Annotated in this window: 20 protein-coding genes; 15 read left to right on the forward strand and 5 right to left on the reverse strand. The window is 35.9% G+C overall.

The window, feature by feature from the left end; translation table 11 throughout:
• Nucleotides 1-1,344 (forward strand): SWIM zinc finger family protein, encoded by a 1,344-nt coding sequence (locus EG342_RS10365; RefSeq protein WP_103291219.1) that lies wholly within the window; start codon nucleotides 1-3, stop codon nucleotides 1,342-1,344.
• A gap of 68 nt (nucleotides 1,345-1,412) precedes the next feature.
• Here the strand turns inward: EG342_RS10365 and EG342_RS10370 are convergent, their stop codons facing one another.
• Complete coding sequence (locus EG342_RS10370) at nucleotides 1,413-1,868, reverse strand: VOC family protein (RefSeq protein ID WP_103291216.1); 456 nt, start codon at nucleotides 1,866-1,868, stop codon at nucleotides 1,413-1,415.
• Between the two features lie 423 nt (nucleotides 1,869-2,291).
• On the opposite strand from EG342_RS10370, the gene EG342_RS10375 reads away from it, so the two are divergent.
• The 3 genes from EG342_RS10375 to EG342_RS10385 all read left to right on the forward strand — a co-directional run bounded on the left by EG342_RS10375 (nucleotide 2,292) and on the right by EG342_RS10385 (nucleotide 5,301).
• Entirely contained in the window at nucleotides 2,292-3,809 is a 1,518-nt protein-coding gene (locus EG342_RS10375; protein WP_103291716.1) for a TROVE domain-containing protein, read from the forward strand.
• A gap of 156 nt (nucleotides 3,810-3,965) precedes the next feature.
• Nucleotides 3,966-4,610 (forward strand): hypothetical protein, encoded by a 645-nt coding sequence (locus EG342_RS10380; protein ID WP_103291213.1) that lies wholly within the window; start codon nucleotides 3,966-3,968, stop codon nucleotides 4,608-4,610.
• 163 nt (nucleotides 4,611-4,773) lie between these two features.
• Nucleotides 4,774-5,301 (forward strand): DUF6584 family protein, encoded by a 528-nt coding sequence (locus EG342_RS10385; RefSeq protein WP_123868075.1) that lies wholly within the window; start codon nucleotides 4,774-4,776, stop codon nucleotides 5,299-5,301.
• A gap of 1,137 nt (nucleotides 5,302-6,438) precedes the next feature.
• Here the strand turns inward: EG342_RS10385 and EG342_RS10390 are convergent.
• Nucleotides 6,439-6,774, reverse strand: coding sequence for a hypothetical protein (locus tag EG342_RS10390; protein WP_103291208.1), 336 nt, complete (start codon nucleotides 6,772-6,774; stop codon nucleotides 6,439-6,441).
• A complete protein-coding gene (locus EG342_RS10395) occupies nucleotides 6,774-7,214 on the reverse strand; it encodes a transposase (protein WP_103291205.1) in 441 nt (146 codons plus the stop codon). The genes EG342_RS10390 and EG342_RS10395 overlap by 1 nt, the downstream gene beginning before the upstream one ends.
• A gap of 623 nt (nucleotides 7,215-7,837) precedes the next feature.
• Between EG342_RS10395 and EG342_RS10400 the strand changes: the two genes are divergently transcribed.
• Nucleotides 7,838-9,376, forward strand: a complete 1,539-nt coding sequence (locus EG342_RS10400; RefSeq protein ID WP_103291203.1) for a SulP family inorganic anion transporter — start codon at nucleotides 7,838-7,840, stop codon at nucleotides 9,374-9,376.
• Nucleotides 9,377-9,566: 190 nt separating this feature from the next.
• Here EG342_RS10400 and fusA read toward each other — a convergent pair whose 3' ends face one another.
• Nucleotides 9,567-11,633, reverse strand: coding sequence for an elongation factor G (gene fusA / locus EG342_RS10405; protein ID WP_103291715.1), 2,067 nt, complete (start codon nucleotides 11,631-11,633; stop codon nucleotides 9,567-9,569).
• Nucleotides 11,634-12,229: 596 nt separating this feature from the next.
• On the opposite strand from fusA, the gene EG342_RS10410 reads away from it, so the two are divergent.
• The 9 genes from EG342_RS10410 (at nucleotide 12,230) to EG342_RS10450 (ending at nucleotide 19,429) form a co-directional block, all read left to right on the forward strand.
• Nucleotides 12,230-12,898 carry an HAD family hydrolase gene (locus EG342_RS10410; RefSeq protein WP_103291201.1) on the forward strand — a complete coding sequence of 223 codons (669 nt, stop codon included), beginning with the start codon at nucleotides 12,230-12,232 and terminating at the stop codon, nucleotides 12,896-12,898.
• A 7-nt stretch (nucleotides 12,899-12,905) separates the two neighbouring features.
• Nucleotides 12,906-13,730: a phosphoribosyltransferase family protein gene (locus EG342_RS10415; protein WP_103291199.1), complete on the forward strand. Its 825-nt coding sequence runs from the start codon at nucleotides 12,906-12,908 to the stop codon at nucleotides 13,728-13,730.
• Entirely contained in the window at nucleotides 13,720-14,277 is a 558-nt protein-coding gene (locus tag EG342_RS10420; protein WP_103291196.1) for a TerD family protein, read from the forward strand. The genes EG342_RS10415 and EG342_RS10420 overlap by 11 nt, the downstream gene beginning before the upstream one ends.
• A 2-nt stretch (nucleotides 14,278-14,279) precedes the next feature.
• Nucleotides 14,280-15,452, forward strand: a complete 1,173-nt coding sequence (locus tag EG342_RS10425; protein ID WP_185126892.1) for a toxic anion resistance protein — start codon at nucleotides 14,280-14,282, stop codon at nucleotides 15,450-15,452.
• Nucleotides 15,453-15,468: 16 nt separating this feature from the next.
• Nucleotides 15,469-16,416, forward strand: a complete 948-nt coding sequence (locus EG342_RS10430; RefSeq protein WP_103291194.1) for a hypothetical protein — start codon at nucleotides 15,469-15,471, stop codon at nucleotides 16,414-16,416.
• Nucleotides 16,417-16,499: 83 nt separating this feature from the next.
• Nucleotides 16,500-17,108 carry a TerD family protein gene (locus tag EG342_RS10435; RefSeq protein WP_103291191.1) on the forward strand — a complete coding sequence of 203 codons (609 nt, stop codon included), beginning with the start codon at nucleotides 16,500-16,502 and terminating at the stop codon, nucleotides 17,106-17,108.
• A 90-nt stretch (nucleotides 17,109-17,198) separates the two neighbouring features.
• Entirely contained in the window at nucleotides 17,199-18,239 is a 1,041-nt protein-coding gene (locus EG342_RS10440; RefSeq protein ID WP_103291188.1) for a TerC/Alx family metal homeostasis membrane protein, read from the forward strand.
• A 245-nt stretch (nucleotides 18,240-18,484) separates the two neighbouring features.
• Nucleotides 18,485-19,012 (forward strand): TetR/AcrR family transcriptional regulator, encoded by a 528-nt coding sequence (locus tag EG342_RS10445; RefSeq protein ID WP_103291186.1) that lies wholly within the window; start codon nucleotides 18,485-18,487, stop codon nucleotides 19,010-19,012.
• A gap of 3 nt (nucleotides 19,013-19,015) precedes the next feature.
• The gene (locus tag EG342_RS10450) at nucleotides 19,016-19,429 is read left to right on the forward strand and encodes a nuclear transport factor 2 family protein (protein WP_103291184.1); all 414 of its coding nucleotides are present in this window, start codon (nucleotides 19,016-19,018) and stop codon (nucleotides 19,427-19,429) included.
• 58 nt (nucleotides 19,430-19,487) lie between these two features.
• Here EG342_RS10450 and EG342_RS10455 read toward each other — a convergent pair whose 3' ends face one another.
• On the reverse strand, nucleotides 19,488-20,501 hold the full coding sequence (locus tag EG342_RS10455; protein ID WP_103291182.1) for a catalase family protein: 1,014 nt from the start codon (nucleotides 20,499-20,501) through the stop codon (nucleotides 19,488-19,490).
• A 284-nt stretch (nucleotides 20,502-20,785) separates the two neighbouring features.
• Between EG342_RS10455 and EG342_RS10460 the strand changes: the two genes are divergently transcribed.
• Nucleotides 20,786-21,220 (forward strand): FKBP-type peptidyl-prolyl cis-trans isomerase, encoded by a 435-nt coding sequence (locus EG342_RS10460; RefSeq protein WP_103291180.1) that lies wholly within the window; start codon nucleotides 20,786-20,788, stop codon nucleotides 21,218-21,220.
• Nucleotides 21,221-21,275: the final 55 nt, after the last annotated feature.

Below are 21,275 nucleotides of genomic sequence, written 5' to 3' on the forward strand. Positions count from 1 at the left end.
ATGGAAGATACGCTTAGTTACAACTATTCAAGGTCATCATCACTGGTAAAGAAGGATGCCCTGGAGGAACTGTTTCTCGCCAAATACAGTGAGGTACAGAAAAATACTGATGTCCCTTGCTTTTTCTGGGGAAATGTGGGGCAGCCCTTTATATTGGCACGGTGCCTGATCACCCTTTCCAATATTGTAAAATCAAGTTTTAATCTGTCACCGTTTCAGATGGCATTACTGAAAGACCCGATTGTAACAGCGGGAAATGAAAGGTTGCGTTTTGAAGGCTTTTCACATTGTGCAGGCGTTTATGCACGTGTGGATGTCCTTTCCGAAGGACTGGACGGAGAATTTTTGGAAAATGGAACTACCAATGTAGACTTTAACCAGGCCATGATAACTGCGCTGGGAAGTATTCGTCCCAACGAAAAAATTATGCTTTCGGTGGGTGAAAAAGAAGTCGGGCTCTACAAGGACGAGAAAAAGATCGTGGAACGAAAAGTTCCATTGCCGGTAAAATGGATTAAAGGGCTGGGAACAGTTCAGGTCTACTTATCCGAATCTGAAAAACGACATACCTTTAACAAAATTCAGACCCAGCAACTCTTCAGAGGAATGCCTAAAGGCATTATAAAATCAGATTATTACCTGATTGTAAGAGGAAATAAGCCTATGTTTTCACCGGTAAAATCGGCTGATGCAATGTGTATCGGAGGCCTTCACCGACTTCGTTTACTGGAGCCTCTGCTTCCTTACATCGATAGTATGCAGGTTTTTGCACATCCCAATATGCAGTCTACAACATGGCAGCTTTATATGGGAAATATAAAATTCAGTTTTTCTTTATCCAGAGAAAGCTGGAGAGGATTTTCCGGCGAAGGCGCTGTATTGGACAGCTTAATTACGGACGTTTCTGACGAGTGGATCGATGCATTAGATAAATATGCTTATGCCAACCAATCATTCAATGCAACGATGTTGGCTTTGGAAGAAAATATAAGCTTATCGAAAACGGATAATCTTACGGGAAGGCTCGCAGCAATGGGATTATTAGGTTACGATCTGGATGATAATGAATTTTTCTACCGTCGGTTACCTTTCAGACTTAGTCGCGTCATGGAGCTGAACCCTCGTATGAAAAATGCTGAAAAACTAATTAATGAAGGAAAGGTTGTTATTCTGAACAATAGTAAAGAACGAACAGAAGCCAGAGTTGAAGGAACAGGAGTGCATCATACTGTTATCATCGAAGATGAAAAAGAACGTTGCACCTGTGAATGGTTTAGTAAGTATCAGGGCGAAAGAGGCCCTTGTAAGCATGTTCTGGCTGTAAAAAAACTCGTAAACAATTAAAGCAGATAATAGAAAATGCAAAGACCCAAAGAAAACTTGCGTCTTTGCATTTTCCAACAAGATCACTTTTATATTTCCTGGGTCTGCTTCATCCATTCCTCATAGGACAGTACGCCCAATTCCGGTTTCCCATCACCTTCTAAAATTGAAATAAACTCAAGCTGATTGCCGTCAGGGTCATTAAAATAAATAGCCAGCGCCGGCATCCATGCAAATACCATAGGCTGAACAGAGCCGTCCTTTAGAAAATTATATGGCTGCAAGTCTTTGTTTTCGAGAAACTCCACCGAATACTTTAAAATATCTTCCGTAGTACTTGTAAATGCAAAATGCCTCGTCTGAAGATTTTCCTTTTGCTCCCATAAACCCAGCATAAATTCTTTTCCTTCACCAACCCATAAAAAGGCAATGGGCCTTGTTCCATCTCTGTGAGCGAGCTTCAGTCCCAGCACTTTTGTATAAAAGGTGATTGCATTTTCCAAATTGCTTACCTGAACATGTGTCTCATATAGTCCTTTAATCATAGCTTTAATTTTAATGTACACAAAGCTAGAAAACACTTGCTGAAAAGCCTGATAATCCCGATTTCTTTCGTGGAAATGAATGATAGAAGAATCGTATAATATGATTGATGATTGATGATTGATGATTGATGATTGATGATTGATGATTGATGATTGATGATTGATATTACTGTTAAACACCTGAGTTGATATTCTACAAATTGCGCGAAAAGATCTGAGTCCTCTTCGAAATCTGTGAGATATAACAAATTAGTTTTTCAAATACCCTTGAAACGGTCTATTTGCTATCCTTTACAATAAAAAATTAAAAAAAATGATAAAAAAACAATCTACGCAAAAAGATTGCGTAATAGAGTGATTACTTTGCATCAGAAATCAGAGAGAAAGACAAACTCTCCTATGTTTAACAAAAAAACAGTAACCATGAAATTTAATTTTTTAAGAAAAGAAAATAAAGTTGTATTGAACTACGAAGGTGCAAAAGCATATACAATGACACCTGCAGAAGAACTCTATAGTGCTGTTGTTACAACAGGACTGTCAGATGCAACCTATGAAAAGGGAAATGACAGATTGGCGAGAATCCAGTCTCTGATCGAAAAAAATGATCCGGAATTTGTAGCTAAGCTGGCAGTATACGCAAGGAAAGATATGTACCTGCGTTCTATTCCATTGGTTTTGACGACTGAATTGGCAAAGCAGGTTTCCGGTACTGATCTGGTAAGCCGAACGGTAGATGGAGTTGTTCAGAGAGCAGATGAAATCACAGAACTTTTGGCTTACTATCAGTTGGCAAATGGCAGAACAGAAACAAAGAAACTGAACAGGCTGTCTAAGCAGATCCAAAAAGGACTGGTAAAATCATTCAACAAGTTTGATGAATACCAGTTTGCAAAATACAACAGAAAAGCTGAAGTGACATTCAAAGATGCTTTGTTTCTTGTTCACCCGAAAGCGAAAGATGAAAACCAGCAAATGATCTTCAACAAAATCGTATCCGATATGTTGGAAACGCCTTACACATGGGAAGTAGAGCTTTCAATGCTGGGTCAGACGAAATTTGCAAGTGATGCCGAAAGAAAATCAGCATTCAAAAGCAAATGGGAAGAACTGATCTTTAGCAATAAAATGGGTTATATGGCTACTTTGCGAAACCTGAGGAACATTCTGGAAGCAGATGTATCATCTGATGCAATGAGTAAAGTTTGCCGATATTTGTCCGATGAAAAGGCGGTGTCAAACTCAAAACAGCTCCCATTTCGTTTCCTGGCGGCTTACAGAGAATTGAAAATCATTGATTCTCCTTACGTATCCTCCGTTTTGGAAGCTTTGGAAGATGCTGTTATGGTGAGTGCCAGAAATATCAAAGGTTTCGGCTTTGAAACTTCGGTGGTCATTGCCGCAGACGTTTCCGGTTCTATGCAGAAATCGGTTTCTAAGAAAAGCAAAGTATTGCTGTATGATATCGGTTTGCTGATGTCTATGATTTTGCAGTCACAGTGTAAAAACGTGGTGACAGGTGTATTCGGTGACCGTTGGCTGCGTGTTGCGATGCCTAAAAGTGGTATTCTGAGAAACGTAGACGCTTTCTACAAACGTGAAGGTGAAGTGGGCTACTCAACAAATGGCTACCTGGTATTGGAAGACCTGATCAAAAGACAGGAAAAAGTAGACAAAGTAATGTTGTTCACCGATACTCAGATGTGGAATAGTACAGGCAGCAGAAACTCTTTTGAAGATTTGTGGAACCGATACAAAGCCATCGCTCCCAATGCCAAATTATATATTTTTGACCTTGCGGGTTATGGCCGACAGCCCCTCGATGTCAGAAAAAATGATGTATACCTTATTGCAGGTTGGTCAGACAAAATTTTCGATGTATTGAATGCGTTGGAAGACCACAAATCTGCAGTACAAATGATACAAAAAGTAGTGCTGTAACAGGCACTGCTTTTATAAAAACTGATAACCATTTTTTTTAGGAGCTTATTCCCGCTTTCCACTATATCTTTTTCGCAGCGCTTTTTTACAAAGCCATTTCAGAAAAAGGATGCCGTTGCAATCGGGGCTAGAGTAAATCGTTGTAAATTGTAAATTATGTTGAAACTTATTAATACTATTGAAATCAGTCCATTCAAATATTCTAAAGAAGAATATGAAATGCCGGATATTTCTGATCATCCTGATTCTGAAGAGTGGTACAATCGGTGGATAAACGCTATTTCCACTCTTGATCTGGATCTGAACGCCATTAAAGCTGGAGAATGCCTCGTTGACATGGAAAATATTGATGGTAAGAATTTACAGATTATTTTAGAAGTGAACTTAAAAGATTCTGACAAAGATTCAATAAGAGCTTTTGATGGAGGAATCGTTTTAACCATAGATGATGAAATTAAAATTGCTCCCAATTGCTGTAGTGATATCGGAAATATTGCCGAATGGCAAAGAATCTTTGAAAAGGAAACTACTGGCTGGTCAGATTTATGGATAGGACATCCCTGGATTTTTTATAAAAAAGAGAATGGGAAAATTCAGTTTTCTGATTATTCAGATGAGAATTTAAAGGATTTTAAAGACATAAAGCCTGTTTTTGAAGTAGATGAAGATCAACTAAAAACAGAATTTCAAAAAATAAAAAAACACCAAACCAATTTTAAAAATAAAATTTTAGAAATTTTAAAAAAAATGAATTTTGAAAATGCAGAAAAAATTTCAGAAGTAATAGCTGGAATTAAGTAGCACCTACATGTTCAGGATCTGAACTTTTGGTTCTTTTGCTTCAAGGCAAAACGAACAAAAAAATAGCCAATGTCGTACGTAAGAGTTCCATCATCAAACTTTTAATTTGAACAGAATCAAAAACTCTTACCCATTGTTACTTGGTTTAATTTAAAATAGTATTATGGGTAATTTAATGTTCAGAATTGAACAGGACCTTAAAGAAGGCAGAAAGAAAAAAGCATGTGATAGGCTAAAAAATATGATCAATCAGTTTCCAAATGATATTTCTCTGAGAAAAAAGCTAGGACAGATTTATTTTGAAGCAGGATTTATTGACGAAGCTGGAAAATTCTGGATTCTCTGCGCTCCTGAAAATAATGAAATGAAAAATGCGGTGGAGATTTATAGAAAATCATTAAGCAATTCAGGAAGTGCAATTTTAAAAGATATTGTTTTCAGAGGAAACAAGGGGCTTCTTAATGAATATGCAATGAAAGTAATGGCTGAACTTGAACAAGATAGTTTCAAAGTCACAAAACATATTCCTGTTTTTAAAGCAAAAACAAGAGAAATAGGTAAGCATAAGGAGAGTCATACAGATCTTTTAAGTAAGATAGGAATCTTCCTCTTCATCGGATTAGTTATCTTAATTCCGGTTTTAGGAATTTTTAAGTTACTTGAACTGATATCTTCATTATTTTTCCAATAAAAATCAAACTGCGTAAAAAGAGTGCGTATTTACTACATAATTTTGCAGTGTTCATCATACTGGTGCCGTTAGAAAAGACATTCATCGAATCCAAATTGACAAAGTCTTTCCACAGATTGCCCGGTACTTATAACCAATGCCGTAAATAAGAGTTTCATCGTTAACTTCCAATTGAATTATCATTTACTCTTACAATCAATTGCTTGGTTTTTTTAATAAAAAAATAACTGCGTAAAAAGAATGCGTAGTAGAAATATAAATTTGCAACAAGAAACTAATAACTATGAATTAATAATTAAAAGCAAGTGTCGTAAAATAGAGTTACTTCGTTTTCAGGGCGGCAATACAGGTTCGATTCCTGTCCTTTGGGTAGTGAAAATGGTAACACTCCGCCAGTAAGTCTCTGTTTGATTCATTTACCTTGCTTACACATAATCAAGTGTCGTTTTTGGAGTCATACTTCGATTCACACCATCCGGTCACAGGTTCGATTCCTGTCATTCTTGTTGTAAACGGGATGTAGCTCAGCAGGTGGAGCAGATGGAAAAGAAAGACTCCGCCTTTTTAACCTTGATTTTTTAAAGAGTGCCGTAGAGAAGGCTTACTTCGGTAAATCTTATGATATTGGTTCAACTCCAGAAAGGTCATGAAAATGATCTGTAAAAGTCTTTTCACACTTCGCCTCTTTTTAATTTAAAAAAACTAAACAAGTGCCGTAGAATAGTGTTACTTCGATCATCACGACGGGGACACGGGTTCAAGTCCCGTCTCTTCCACTAAAATACAGATTTGCTGTGGGAAGAGTAGCTCAGTTGGTTAGAGCACGACATTACACGTTCAGTCATTGCCTTGTTTTTACCATAACAGGAAGCTGGAAGCGGGAAATTGGAAACCATCTTTGTATATAATTTTCTACCCGGTCAGAGAGATTACTTTCAGACCTTTACAAGATCCAATCTTTCCGTTTTCGGTTTCTTTTTTCCAACATAGAAGTGTCGTCAGGAAAAATTTCATCGGTACGCAATTGGGGAGGAATAGCGAAGTCGGTCATTCCGGCAAGGCTATCCGGTTCGACTCCGGCAAACCTGGACCCCGTTTTTTCCTTATCATAACCTTTTAATAAAAAAGGCCGGTACGTTATTTACCGGCATTTTCTATACTTTCAAGCTCTTGCTCAAACATTACCTTCCATTTCGAAAGGGTAGTTCTGCTTATTTTATATTTCTTAGACATATAACTTGTAGAATGGCCATGCTTCTTTTGGTACTGAAGCAGTTTTAGCATGGTTTTTTTATCATATGTTTTAAGCTTTTGATTTTCCCTGGAAGGTTTAAAAAGCCTGTCATTAAATTTCAGAACATCCTCCGTTGTATTAAGCTTATCCAAAAGTTCCCGTACTTTCGGATCTTTTAATTTTTCCGGATATTCCATTTTCAGCATATCCTGGTAAATTTTTTTATAATTGGGACGCATCAGCTATTATTTTCTCCGTTAGTATTATCTGTCTTTTGAAGCCATCTGTGGAGGGTACTTTTCGGAATAGAATATTCTTTAATCACTTCACTTTGGGTCATCTCACCGGAAAGAATTCTTTTCATAATAAAATCTTTAATTTCCTGAGTGTAAATATTCTTCCTGAAATAAGGAATTTTATCAGATTTCTGTTGATTTTTATTAACTGCTGCCGGTGGAGCGTATAATATTAAATGTGAACTATAGAGTCTGAAAAAATCGTATTCCAATAACTTACTCCATCTCAGGAGAAGATCAGCATCTAAAGATCTGCTTTTAAACATGTTTTCTACAGATTCTTCGTCTTTGCCTAAGAATTTACATATCCTTTCCATTGGTATTTCATTCTCCTCAACCCTCTCCTTTATAAACTTTCCAATATGGATTTCTTTATATAACATTTTATTGAATATTATCTTTTGTTAAAACTTATGCAGCAAAAAACGAAAAAAGGTAGTATATTATTATATAATGAGGGGTGTGATCCACATATTGTGAAAAATGAAAGTCATTATTCAAGAATATTAAATACATTGAATGACGCCGGACACTTCCAAAAAAATTAGAATAGCTGGTATCTTAAAAAGAATGTATTTATTGTTACTTTAATATGATTTGAGGTATATTCCTTATTTTTCAATGGGCTTATAACTTTTCTCCTTCCAACTTCTTTTTCTTACCATCTGTGCAAATAATATAACCTATTAAAGTTTTTTCATGCAATCCTATTTGTGTTAAGCATTTACTTGTTATTACTGGTTATGTGTTGATAACTAGCGTTTTACATTCTTTATTTTTTAATTCAATAACAAATGAACTGCTTAATGGGTTTCAAATTTAAACAAAAATTGAAAACGAGAATACGAATAAATACAAAAAAGTCTACATATCATCTAATTTTAATTAAAATTAACATATTATATAAACAGATGTGTGAATTATCTTAAAAAATTGAAATGATATTAAAAAACGGGAAAATAAAAAAATTGTGTAGCATTGAGCAAGTCCATAACTTTGCAATGCAATGAAAAATACACTAAGCTTATTCGACTTTTCGAAAAAAATAAATTATAAAAATGAGCTTTTGGCCGGGTTTACCGTAGCCATGACCATGATCCCGGAATCTCTTTCATTCGCTATTCTGGCTGGTCTTTCACCACTTACAGGATTGTATGCTGCCTTTATGATGGGATTGGTAACAGCTGTTTTAGGCGGTCGCCCGGGAATGGTATCCGGTGGAGCCGGTGCAACGATTGTAGTTTTGATTGCTCTGATACAATCTCATGGGATAGAATATCTTTTTGCCACAGTAGTACTTGCGGGAATTCTCCAGATGCTTGTCGGAATCTTTAAACTGGGAAAGTTTGTACGACTGATTCCGCAACCTGTTATGTACGGATTTTTGAACGGATTAGCCATTATCATTTTCATGGCACAGATTGAACAATTTAAAATTACAGATAGTCACGGAGCGGTAAGCTGGCTTCAGGGAGTTCCTTTGTATATCATGGGTGGGCTCACGGCCATGACTATTGCCATTGTATATTTCTTTCCTAAAATCACAAAGGCTGTGCCGGCATCTTTGGTTGCTATTATGATCGTCTTTGCCGTTGTTTTAGGTTTTAATATCAATACTAAAACAGTAGTTGATATCGCCCATATCAGTGGAAATCTTCCAAGTTTTCATATTCCTCAGATTCCTTTTTCTTTGGAAACACTGCAGATTATTTTCCCCTATGCCCTGATTATGGCCGGAGTTGGTTTGATTGAATCTCTTCTGACGTTATCAATGGTAGATGAGATTACCAATTCTAAAGGAAATACGAACAGAGAATCAATCGCTCAGGGTCTTGCCAATATGACGAACGGATTTTTCGGCGGAATGGGCGGCTGTGCGATGGTTGCACAAACTCTGGTAAACCTGAATGCAGGGTCAAGAGCCAGACTTTCAGGAATTATTGCTTCTTTGATGATCTTAGTGATTATTTTATTCGGAGCACCCGTTATTGAGAAAATTCCAATGGCAGCGTTGGTTGGAGTGATGATGATGGTTGCGCTCAGTACTTTTCAATGGGTATCCATCAGAGTTATCAACAAAATGCCAAAGTCGGATATATTTGTCGGCATTACGGTAGCACTGATAACGGTCATTTTGCACAATCTTGCGTTGGCTGTTTTGGTAGGAGTAATTATTTCAGCACTTGTTTTTGCCTGGGATAATGCCAAAAGAATCCGTGCAAAAAAATATACAGATGAAAACGGAATAAAACATTATGAAATATCAGGTCCATTATTCTTTGGTTCTGTAACTGCATTTGCTGATAAATTTGATCCGATGAACGATCCGGACGAAGTCGTTGTAGATTTCAAAGAAAGCCGGATTGTGGATATGAGTGCTATTGATACGTTGGATAAATTATCAAAACGATATAAGCAACAAAATAAAACGGTATATCTGCGTCATCTCAGCGAAGACTGCCGAAAGATGCTAAAGACTGCTGAAGCTGTTATTGAAGTAAATATTCAGGAAGATCCGACCTATAAAGTGATGCCGGAAAGATAAAAAGAGATATTTAAATGAGAGATGAAGAGATAATAGATATGAAATGAAAGGTTTAAACTAATTTTATCATCAATCATCAATCATCAATCATCAATTATCAATCATCAATTATCAATTATCAATTATCAATTATAAAAGATAATACCCATAACCAGACAAGGACTGTAATTCTATTTACAGTCCTTGCTTTTTAGATTATCAATGTATTAGCAATGAAATCAGGCACTAAAGCATAGTGTGATAATTTCATGCTTATGGAAGCTCTTCCACTGGTCAGCGTTCTCAGATCAGAAATATATCCAAAAGTTGAAGCTAACGGAATTTCTGCTGTAAAAAGCTTTCTTCCCGATCTTTCCTCAATTGAAGTAATGATCCCTCTTCTTCGGTTGATATCAGCGGTAATTGCACCGGTGTATTCTTCAATACTCTGAATTTCAACCTGCATTACAGGTTCCATAAGTTTCGGACTACATCCTTTAGCGGCAGCTTTGAATCCGTCCCTCGCAGCAATTTCAAAATCAAAAGCTGCAGAATCCTGAGCATGGAAAGAGCCGTCAAGAAGAGTTATCCTCATGCTTTCCAAAGGATAATTTTTCAAAGGTCCATTTTCCATGGCTTCGCGGAATCCTTTTTCAACAGAAGGAATAAATTCACCCGGAATGACACCTCCTTTGATTTGATTAATAAATTCCAATCCTTGTTCCTCATCATTTCTGGGACCAATTTCAAAACTGATGTCCGCAAATTGTCCACTACCTCCGTTTTGTTTTGAAAGTTTTTCCCTGTGAACTTTAGTAGTAGTTAAAATCTCACGATACGAAACTTTAGGTTGTCCCTGATTAATCTCAATGCCATGATTCAATCTGATTTTTTCTAAAGTGACCTCAAGATGAAGCTCTCCAAGCCCGCTTAGCAAAGTTTCTCCTGTTTGCCGATCTTTTTCGAGCACCAAAGAAGGATCTTCTTCCTGAATTTTTGCTAAGACCAAACCGAAAGATTTTTCATCATGATTGGTTTTAGGCTCAATAGAAACTCTGATAACAGGTGCCGGAATCATAATTGTTTCCAATAATACAGGCCTTTCTGCAGAGGATAAAGAATCTCCGGTTTTAGCATCTTTTATTCCTGTTAAGGCTACAATATCTCCCGCTTGTCCTTCTTCTATCGATAATGATTTGTCAGATTGCATCTGTAAAATCCTGGAAACTCTGAAACTTTCTCCGGTTCTTACATTGAGAACAGTGTCACCAGATTTTATCTTTCCTGAATAAATACGCAGCATAGCTAGTCTTCCCATGTGTTTATCAATAACAACTTTGAAGACAAGACCTGCAAAAGATTCCATTTCATTTCTCTGCAACATGATGCTTTCTTCTGTTTGAGGATCTTTTCCACATATATCAGCAATCTCATCCGGACCAGGGAAATAAGTTACCACCGCGTCAAGAAGAGGTTGTACGCCTTTATTCTTGAATGCTGAACCACAAAGAACAGGAACAGCCGCTCCCGATTTGCAGATTCTTTGTATTGCATTAATTATATTTTCAACAGTGATTTCATGTTCAGCTTCCATGAAGAGTTCAAAGAAGATTTCATCATGTCCGGCAATAGTTTCCAATAATTGCATTCTGTATTCATCAGCATCTGCCCGGTAATCTTCCGGAATTTCCTTTTCAAGAATAGTTTCTCCGTTTTCATCTGTCCAGTATAAAGCTTTCTGTTGTATCAGATCAATGATACCTTTAAAGTTATCTTCAGCTCCTATTGGAATTTGTAAAGCCATAGGAACAGCATCCAGCTTGGTTTCAATATCTTTAAGAACAGCAAAGAAATCAGCTCCGATTCTATCCATTTTGTTGATGAAACAAATCTTTGACGTTCCGTGTTTTTCAGCCTGGAACCATACATTTTCGGTTTGTGGCTGTACTCCTGAAGAAGCACAGAAAACGGCAACGACACTGTCCAATACCCTTAATGAACGTTCTACTTCTACAGCGAAGTCAATATGTCCCGGAGTGTCAATAATATTGATATTATACACCTCATTTCCTTTTTTCCATTGAGTAGAAACAGCAGCCGATGAAATGGTAATTCCTCTGTTTTTCTCCTGAATGTCTTTATCCATCGTTGTATTTCCATCGTCTACATTACCGATTTTATGGATGAGTCCTGTGTAATAAAGAAGTCTTTCCGATAAAGTTGTTTTTCCGGCGTCTACATGTGCTATAATCCCTATATTTCTGGTTTTGTTTTTCATTTTGTTTGATTTAAATTGTTGATTTTTAATAATCTGTGTAAGCGTTGTTCTGAAAAAAGCAGACACAAAGCATAACCCGACCTGATAAAGCCGGTAAAATTTTTTGAACTTTGTGTGAATGTGATTTTTTCAGAATAATCTTAACAACAGACCTGTTGTTTGTTAAAGTCTGAAAGTAGGGCAGCAAAAAAGACCTATCCGAATAGACAGGTCTTTAGTATATTTTGTTGTAAAGATCTATAGAACTATTCAGATAAATATTGAGTGCTGCCAAAGAACACAGCTCTGACAGGGTTACTTAAAGTTATAATATTTATCATTTTTGTTGACATTGTTGATTGTTAATCGGTTGCGAAAATATAATAATTTTTTCATTTTCAAAGAATTTTTTCATTTTTTTTCAGTTTTACAATATGTGTGAGATCAGGGAGCAGGATTGAAAAGTCATAAAAATATCTTAAAACAGACAAGTAAAGTAATGCATTTATGATAAAAATTTTATCTTTGGGAAGAATAGAAAAGTAAACACTTGTTGATGATTAAAAAATAGTAAAAATCTTTTTCAAGAGCTAAATAAAACTTTTAACTAAAACATATTGAAAACAGATATCGACATTCAAAACCACTGTCATTTTTCCTTTGACCTGTGGCTCACCCTAATCAAATCTCATCCTGAATTTAAAACAAAAAGAGTTGAGCTGTTCTCCTCATTTTTTAATGTAGATGCACCAATAGAAGTAGTGGCAAGAACCGTAAAATATTATGATGATCTTTGCAATACCATTAATGAAGTAACAGGAGGAAATATTGATACTTTTGAAATTTATCTGATGATTCTGGGAGCATTGAATGTAGATGTAAAGCTTTTAAACAAAGAAAAACTCAATGCGTTCTATGAGAAAAGTGAAGAGTTGTTTCTGGAATATAAACCGGTTGTCATTTTTGAAAATATTCATGATTTTTTTGATGAAATTAAAAATCAGGGAAAAACCATTAATATTTTAAGCAATACAGGATTTATCAAGGGAAAAACCATGAGAAAATTTCTGATTCATGAAAATCTGGATCAGTATATTGATTTCCATATTTACTCTGATGAGATCAACTGTTCCAAACCGAATCCTCTTATTTTTCAGGAAGTGAAGAATAATCTGAAAGATCAGGATATACCTCTGCACCAGGTTCTGCATATCGGAGATAATCCTTTTGCAGACTATAAAGGAGCAACAGACTTCGGTTTCAGTGCACATTTACTTAAACACTAATATAAACATGAATAAAAGATACAGCTTACACCACATTCATTCGGCGGATGAGTTTAGTTTCTCACCGGCTGAATACAGCTATTTCAAGTATGGCGATAAGTCGTATGCTGAAAAATTTGCAAAAGAATTATTCGAAGGATTTATTTCCGAACATGAGGAGCTTTTAAATACAGATAAAGAAATTGTGGTGCTTCCAAGTCCTTATATGGCGATTCCCACAGCTTCTAATTTTTTGTGTTTTTTCTTTAAAAAGCAACTTGATTTCTATTTGTTTCAGAAAGAAAAAAAGTCTAGTATTTTATCGAAAATCAATAGAAATCATACCTATATCACAGATTATGGGAATCTAAGCTTTGAAGATCGCAAAAATCTGATTGCCAATGATACTTATTATATCGACAAGGATTTTTTGAGAGGAAAACTTTGTATTTTTATAGACGATATCAAAATAACAGGAAGTCATGAATACACGGTCAATAAAATTCTTGATGAATATGCTGTGGAGGCCGATTTTATGTTCCTGTATTATGCAGAATTAATGAATTTTAATCTCGATCCCAAAATTGAAAACTTCTTCAATTATTATGCGGTGCAAAATGCAGTGCACGTTGCAGAAGTAATGCAGAAACCAAGTTTTGAGTTTAATACAAGAATCGTAAAATATATTTTAGGCCTGGATTCAAGTAATTTTGATTATCTTACGTCTAATGTAAAAAGAGAGCAGATGGATCTCCTTTTGGAACTGGCCATCAGCAACAATTATCATTTAATAAAAGAATATAAAAATAACATCAATACTTTAACACAAACGGAATTATATTATGGCTATTAACTTACAAAAAGGACAAAGAGAAAACATCAACGCACCTAAATTTACTGTAGGTTTAGGATGGGATATCAATAATACTTCTACAGGAACCGGTTTCGATCTTGACGCTTCTCTATTTTTATTAGGAGATGATAAAAAATTAGTTTCAGACAATCACTTTATTTTTTATAATAACCTGGAATCTCCGGATAAAGCTGTAATCCACACCGGGGATAACCTTACAGGAGAAGGATCAGGTGATGATGAGCAGATTAAAATTGATCTTACTAAAATTGATGATGCTGTAAAAGAAATTACAGTGGTAGTAACGATCCACGAAGCAGATTCCAGAAGACAGAACTTTGGACAGGTAAGAAATTCTTTCATCAGAATTTTTAATACAGATACGAATGAAGAAATCTTAAAGTACGAACTTGACGAAGATTTCTCAATCGAAACGGCAGTAGAATTCGGAAGAATCTACAACAGAAACGGAGAATGGAAATTTGAAGCAGTAGGGGCAGGACAAAGAGACGGCCTTGACAAATTTGTATCAATTTATCAAAAGTAATTATGGACAATCAAGAAAATCAACCTATAGATCCGCTTGGATCAATTGAACCTCTTAAAACATTTGAGCCAACTCCAATGACTCCACCACCGGGACAGCCTGTGCAAAACTCAGCGCCGGCAGTGCTTGTTGACAGAGAAGGAAATGTAAATCTTACTCAGATACAGACAGAGGAACGTCAGAAATATGAAGTGTTGGCGAATTCTATCGATGAAGCGAATCCGGGTTCAATCGTAAATTTCGGAGCTGAGCTTCAGAAAACATTAACCAACCAGAGTGACAGCTTCTTAGGGAATGTAAGAAGATCCAACTCAGGTGAGGTGGGCGGACTTATCAATGATCTTTTGGTAGAGCTTAACTATGTAGATGTAGAAGAGCTTAACGGAAATAAAGTAAAAAGTTTCCTGAGTAAATTACCATTCATGAAGAAGGTGATGACTCAGGTAGAAAACTTATTTGCAAAATATGATAAGATCATCAATAATATCGAGCAGATCTCGTATAAAGTAAATGCAGGAATCATTACCTCTACCAAAGATAACGCTGTTCTTCAGACTATTTTTGAAAGTAATGTGAACTCCATTAAACAGATCGAGGATCTTGTAATTGCAGGAAATATAAGAATGGAAAGAGCAGCAGTTGAGCTTACCCAAATGGAAGCCGCTCCTCAGAATTTCCAGGATTATCAGATTGCAGACAAAAGAGATTTCATTGCAAGATTAGACCGAAGAATGGCTGATCTTAAAGTGGTACGTGTGATCATGATGCAGTCGCTTCCACAAATCAGACTGGTACAGAATAACAACGTTTCTATTGCTGAAAAAGCGCAAACGATTCTTACCACAACACTTCCGGTATGGAAAAACCAGCTTTCACTTGCCGTTGCCATGTACAGACAGCAGCAGAATATTGAGATTCAGCAGAAAGTGTCTGCTACTACAGAAGAAATCTTAAGAAAGAATGCGGAGCGTCTTGGTCAGAATTCTGTAAATGTAGCAAGAGCCAATGAGCAGACGATCGTATCTGTAGAAACATTAAGAGAAACTACTTCAATGTTGATCAATACGTTGAATGAAGTGAAACAAATCCAGAAACAAGGTGCTGATAACAGAAGAAAACTGGATCAGGATCTTCAGACATTGGAGCATGAATTAAAAGCAAATGTCAGAGGTTAATTAATAGGGAACTAAGGTGGGGGATGATGCAGCAACCATATTGTCGCAGAGCAAAAGAAGATTAACAAGGCTTAAGCTTCTTGCCAATTTTTTTGAACATATTGACATAATATCAATTTACATCAAAACAGATATTATCCACAATTTGTTCCAGGAAAATACGGCTCTGGATTACAATAAGCTGGAACTTTTTCACCTTCAGTATACCGATAGTCTGATAGAGCTTTTAACCAAGATCAAAAGGCAGAAAGAAAATGATATGCTGGCGGTCATCAATGAGATGGGAATCAATACTAAATATATTTCCGGGTTTGAAGAAAGGCGTGTAGACAGCTTTGAAACTGACCGGAAAATGTATAGCGGTATATTTTCTCAACATCTGAAATCACTGTATAAAGATCTTACGGAAGAGATTTTTACTGTCAATTGGGATAATGTCCTGTATTTTCATAAAAAATATGCGCAGGAATTTTACAGAACGGAAGCAGATGAGTCACTATTGAAAACCGGAGCATTTCCGGCCTATCAGTATAAAGACTATTCCATTGAAAGAAAACTGTTGGGAAGGCTTAATATACAAGGATTTAAAGTCCGCTTTGTTTGTGGTTACCGGATTGGAACCCATGAGTATGAGCTTTTTAAGATCTTTCAGTCTGATGATCATTTCATTTTTAGTGTGGATGATAAAAAGCTGTATCTTTTTGATAAGGAGTTGGATAAATTGGATATCTCTGAAAATCAATCTAATCAGTCTTCCATTATCGATCAGCTAAAACAGAAAAATGAACAGCTGGAAAGCAGTATGAATGAAAGAAAACGTACTTTACCCATAGAAGTGGAAGGCGTTTTAAAAGACTATCTCAGAAACCTTGAGAATATAGACATTATGAGCAAAATATTTGATTTTGATGAAGAAACAAATATTTTGAAAGCAATGCTTAATTTGAATTTGAATAATAACTAGAACGAAATTTGAAAACGGAAAGACTAATCTGCATTAGAAATTTGGCTTTTCACAAAAAATAAATAACAACAAAACATAAAAAAATGGCTATCAACTTACAAAAAGGTCAAAGAATTAACCTTAAAAAAGAAAACGGAGCTGAGCTTTCCCAGGCTTGTGTAGGAATCAACTGGGGAGCAATTGAAAAAAAAGGATTTTTCGGAACTAAAAAAGAAGCAGTAGACTTGGATGGAAGCTGTATTTTATATGATTCAAACAAAAATGTAACGGAAGTAATCTATTTCGGTAATTTAAAATCCAAAAACGGATCAGTTAAACATAGCGGAGACGACCTTACGGGAGATGTAGACGGAGATGACGGATTGGATAACGAGGTAATCACTGTAGATTTCAGCAATCTGGAACCTAATGTAGAACACGTTGCAATGGTTCTGAACAGTTACAGAGGCCAGGATTTCGGAACAATTCCTTTCGCTTCTATCAGAATCTATGAAGGAAGCCCTACCAACGTCAGAGAAGTATTTGCAAAATATGACATTGCCAATGACGCTTCTTTCAGTGGTCATGTGGCCATGGTTATGGGAGTTTTCTATAAGAGAAACGGAGAATGGAAATTCAACGCTATCGGAGATCCTACATCAGACAGAAAACTGGAGCAAACGATCCAGACTGTACAGATGAATTATTTGTAATCAATTATCAATCAAAAGATAAAATAAAACAGCAATATTTGTACCTTGTGCATCTATTGCTTTTATCATATATAATAACACATTAATCAAGTGGAAAAACATCAAAGTATTTTAGAGCTGCACCCGGGTCTGGTGTGGGGATTTGCGATAACGGTTGTTATCATGCTGCTCCTTGACTTAGGGGTATTCAACAAAAAAAGTCACGAAGTATCGTCTAAAGAGGCTACCATCTGGACTATCGTATGGATTTCACTATCCATGGTCTTTTCAGGCGTAGTTTATTGGGCATTCAATACAGACGGAACACCAGAGAGCCATGCGTTGGCGGTGGAGAAATTTACACAATATCAGGCAGCCTACTGGATTGAGAAAGCACTTTCGGTCGATAACTTATTCGTGTTTATCCTTGTCTTTGGATTCTTTAAAGTTCCGAAATTTCTTCACCATAAAGTTCTTTTCTGGGGGATTATCGGAGCCTTGATTTTCAGAGCTATATTTATTTTCGCCGGAGTAGGGCTTATCAACCTTACCTATCTTCCTGAAATGCATATTTTCGGAGAAGCCGTAAAGATTAATATTGTGATGACTCTGTTCGGATTATTCCTGGTATATGCGGGAATCAAATCATGGGGTGACGGTGGTGATGACGATGATGAAGATTATAGCAATACTGCCGGAGCAAAGCTGATCAAGAGCTTCTGGAAAGTTTCCGATAATTACGATGGTGATAAGTTCTTCACAATCCAGAATGGGATTAAGATGGCAACCCCTCTTTTAGTGGTGGTTGGAGTAATTGAGTTTACTGACGTTCTTTTTGCGGTAGATTCTATTCCTGCAATCTTTGCGATTTCTGATGACCCATTCATCCTTTATACATCCAATATCTTCGCTATTTTAGGTCTTAGATCTTTATATTTTCTATTGGCGAATTTTATTCACATGTTCAGCAAATTACCATACGGCCTGGCGATTATCCTTTCGTTTATCGGGGTTAAAATGCTTATTGCACCGTGGTATCACATCTCTTCTCCGGTTTCACTTGGAATTGTAGGTGGAGTATTGGTTATTTCCGTTATTCTATCCATTATGTTCCCTGATAAGGAAGATGAAAAGGAAAAATTAGAAGAATAAAAGTCTTAAACGATTATACAGATACAGCCCCGGAATGTAAATTTCGGGGCTTTTTTGTGGGAATAGAAGACAGGAACAGAGAAGTGATATTGTGATCATCTATAACTGGGTTTCATTATTTCAGAAGTTTCATATTAATTATTTAAACAAAAAGTACTTCCAACTTCTATCTTTAAATTAAAATAGACAGACAGGTTTGTCTATATTGGATTTTTATCCTACATTTGTCTCACAAACAAACTCATATGGCATCTCCAAAAGACAGGATTGTAGAAACAACTTTTGAATTATTTGCGAAGCAAGGATACAATTCTACAGGAATCAATCAGATTATTGCTGAAGCAGCTGTTGCAAAAGCGAGCTTTTATCAGCATTTCAAATCTAAAGAAGATTTGTGTGTAGAATTCCTGAAGATAAGACATGAATATTGGTTTAATGAGTTAAATAATTTTTTATCAGAAATAAAAAATAGAAAGGGTAAGATAGCCGGAGCATTTGATTTTCTTATCTACATGAACCAAAAAGAGAATTTCAGAGGTTGCAGCTTTCTGAATATTTTATCAGAAATCCCGATGGATAATATCAAGATTTTGGATGTGATTCAATCCCATAAAACAGATCTCAGAAACTACTTTTCAGGATTGGCAGAAAATCAAGTTCTTGCAGATCATATTTATATGCTTTTTGAAAGCAGTATTATTGAAAGCCAGCTTTTTAGATCCAATGAACTTATTGAAAAATCAAAAAATATAGTCACCCGTTTAATACAATAAATAGTGGAACAGAAACATCCGCTTCCCCCTTTCACATTAGAAACGGCGAAGGAAAAAATTCAATTGGCGGAAGATGCCTGGAACAGTCAGGATCCTGAAAGAGTATCCAAAGCATACACGATCGACAGTGAGTGGAGAAACAGGGACACATTTGTCAATGGAAGAGAAGCGATCGTAGAATTTCTTCAAAAGAAATGGCAAAAGGAACTTCATTATACCCTTAAAAAAGAGTATTGGGCTCACACGGATAACCGTATTGCTGTTCGGTTTGAATATGAATATCAAACAAAAGACGGTCATTGGTTCCGCGCATATGGAAATGAAAACTGGGAATTTGATGAAAATGGATTAATGGCAAAAAGATACGCCAGCATCAATGATGTAGCCATAAAAGAAGAAGACCGAAAATTCAGGTAAATGCTAAAGACCGCTATGGTAGTGGTCTTTTACTTTTAAATAAAATTATTTTTCCCTTTTACAAATCAGTATTCTTTCCGTGTAAGAGCTTATTGATCTTTCTCCTGGTCTGCATAGAAACCTTGTAGGCCTCATCACGTAATTTCTGTATTTTGCCGACAGGCTGAAAGATCGTTTTACTTTCAAATGGATTGAAGGAAAGCAGTTCATTATTACAGGAACGGGGATCCAGTAATCCATTTTTATCTATTTTCACTTCACCTATTTTAATATAAGGAGAATTTTTCCACTCTACATTCAGTTTGTTGATGGGCTGGTCTTTCAGATCATAACAGAATTGAATGAAAACATCAGCGCTGAAATCATTTACCTGAAAATAATTTTTCAACACTTTTTTGATATTCTGCTTTCTCCCAATATTTTTATCTACAGATTTGGGTTCCAGTTTTATTTTGATCATATAATCTCCGAGACGATAGGCTCCCACGGAATAATAATCAAATGAGAGAATAAAATCATTTCTTCTCCGGATTATTTTCACGATATTTTTCAGGAAAGAACCTGTCAGAACCGATGGAATGGTTTTAAATAACTGTACTGCGATCGATAGTAAACTACTTCCTTTTTTGATATACGATCGGTTAATAGCTGTAAATAATTTCAAGAATGTAGAAACAGAATTAATCGGAAATAAAGGAAAGTTGACCAACGGAAAATTGGCCAACAGCCCATTGTTTTCATCTCTGATCTGAACGGCAAATCCGTAAGCGGGAATATCTCTTCTGGAATTTTTAATTTTCAGTTGAGCATTGGAAAATCTGATGACAAGATCAAATTTTTCCTGAACGAAAAAAGGTTGTAATGTTTCAGGGATATTCTGATCGACGCAAAATGTCCCTTTTGCTACCGCATAGGTCTTTGCATGAGCATTTCTTGTAGCATAATTGACGTCACTTATAGAAGAGGATTGTTCAACGAAATCGGCAATCGTTTTTTTATTGATTTCCAACAGCTCTTTTTCCTCATCATTAAGTTCGTCGAACTTCTTATTATATTGTAATGGATTTGGCATTTAGTTTTTAAATCCAATTATAACGCCAAGTTTCGGAATCTGTGTTAAGAGAGTATTACAATTATTTGAATTTTATTGGAAAAATTGTCAGTTTTAATGATGAAAAGATCATAAAAAGGAATATTTTAAATATAAGTATTTGATTATTAGTGTTTTTTATTGAAGTTTTTATTAAAGGTATTGTGGGATTTTTAAAGCTTTTTAATCCTGATTTTAGCCAATAAGAGATCTTTCTTCATCTTATCTTCAGCCCAAAAAGCATTATCTTTGTAAAAAATTAGAATATGGGAGTAGCAGATTTGTTATTTAAACGTAAAAAAGAATTGGCAGAAAAGAACCTGAAAGACGGTAAAGAATATATGGAAGAGTATGGTAAAAGAGAAAGCGTTGTTCAGTTACCAAGCGGCTTGCAATATGAAATTATCACAGAAGGTGACGGTCAGAAGCCAGGACCAAAATCTACAGTAACATGCCATTACCATGGAACTACCATCACAGGGAAAGTTTTTGATAGCTCTGTAAAAAGGGGTAAATCCGCATCTTTCCCTCTGAATAGAGTAATTACAGGATGGACGGAAGCGCTTCAGCTTATGCCTGTTGGAAGTAAGTGGAGATTGATTATTCCTCCACATCTGGCATATGGAGATCAGGAAATCAGCAAGGAAATCGGACCGAACAGTACCCTTGTTTTTGAAGTAGAATTGTTGGGTATCAAATAATCCAACTTAAAAATAGCTTAAAAATTTACCTGAATTCAGGTAAATTTTTTTATTT

Origin of the sequence: Chryseobacterium lactis (assembly GCF_003815875.1) — a bacterium.
Lineage (GTDB): Bacteria > Bacteroidota > Bacteroidia > Flavobacteriales > Weeksellaceae > Chryseobacterium > Chryseobacterium lactis.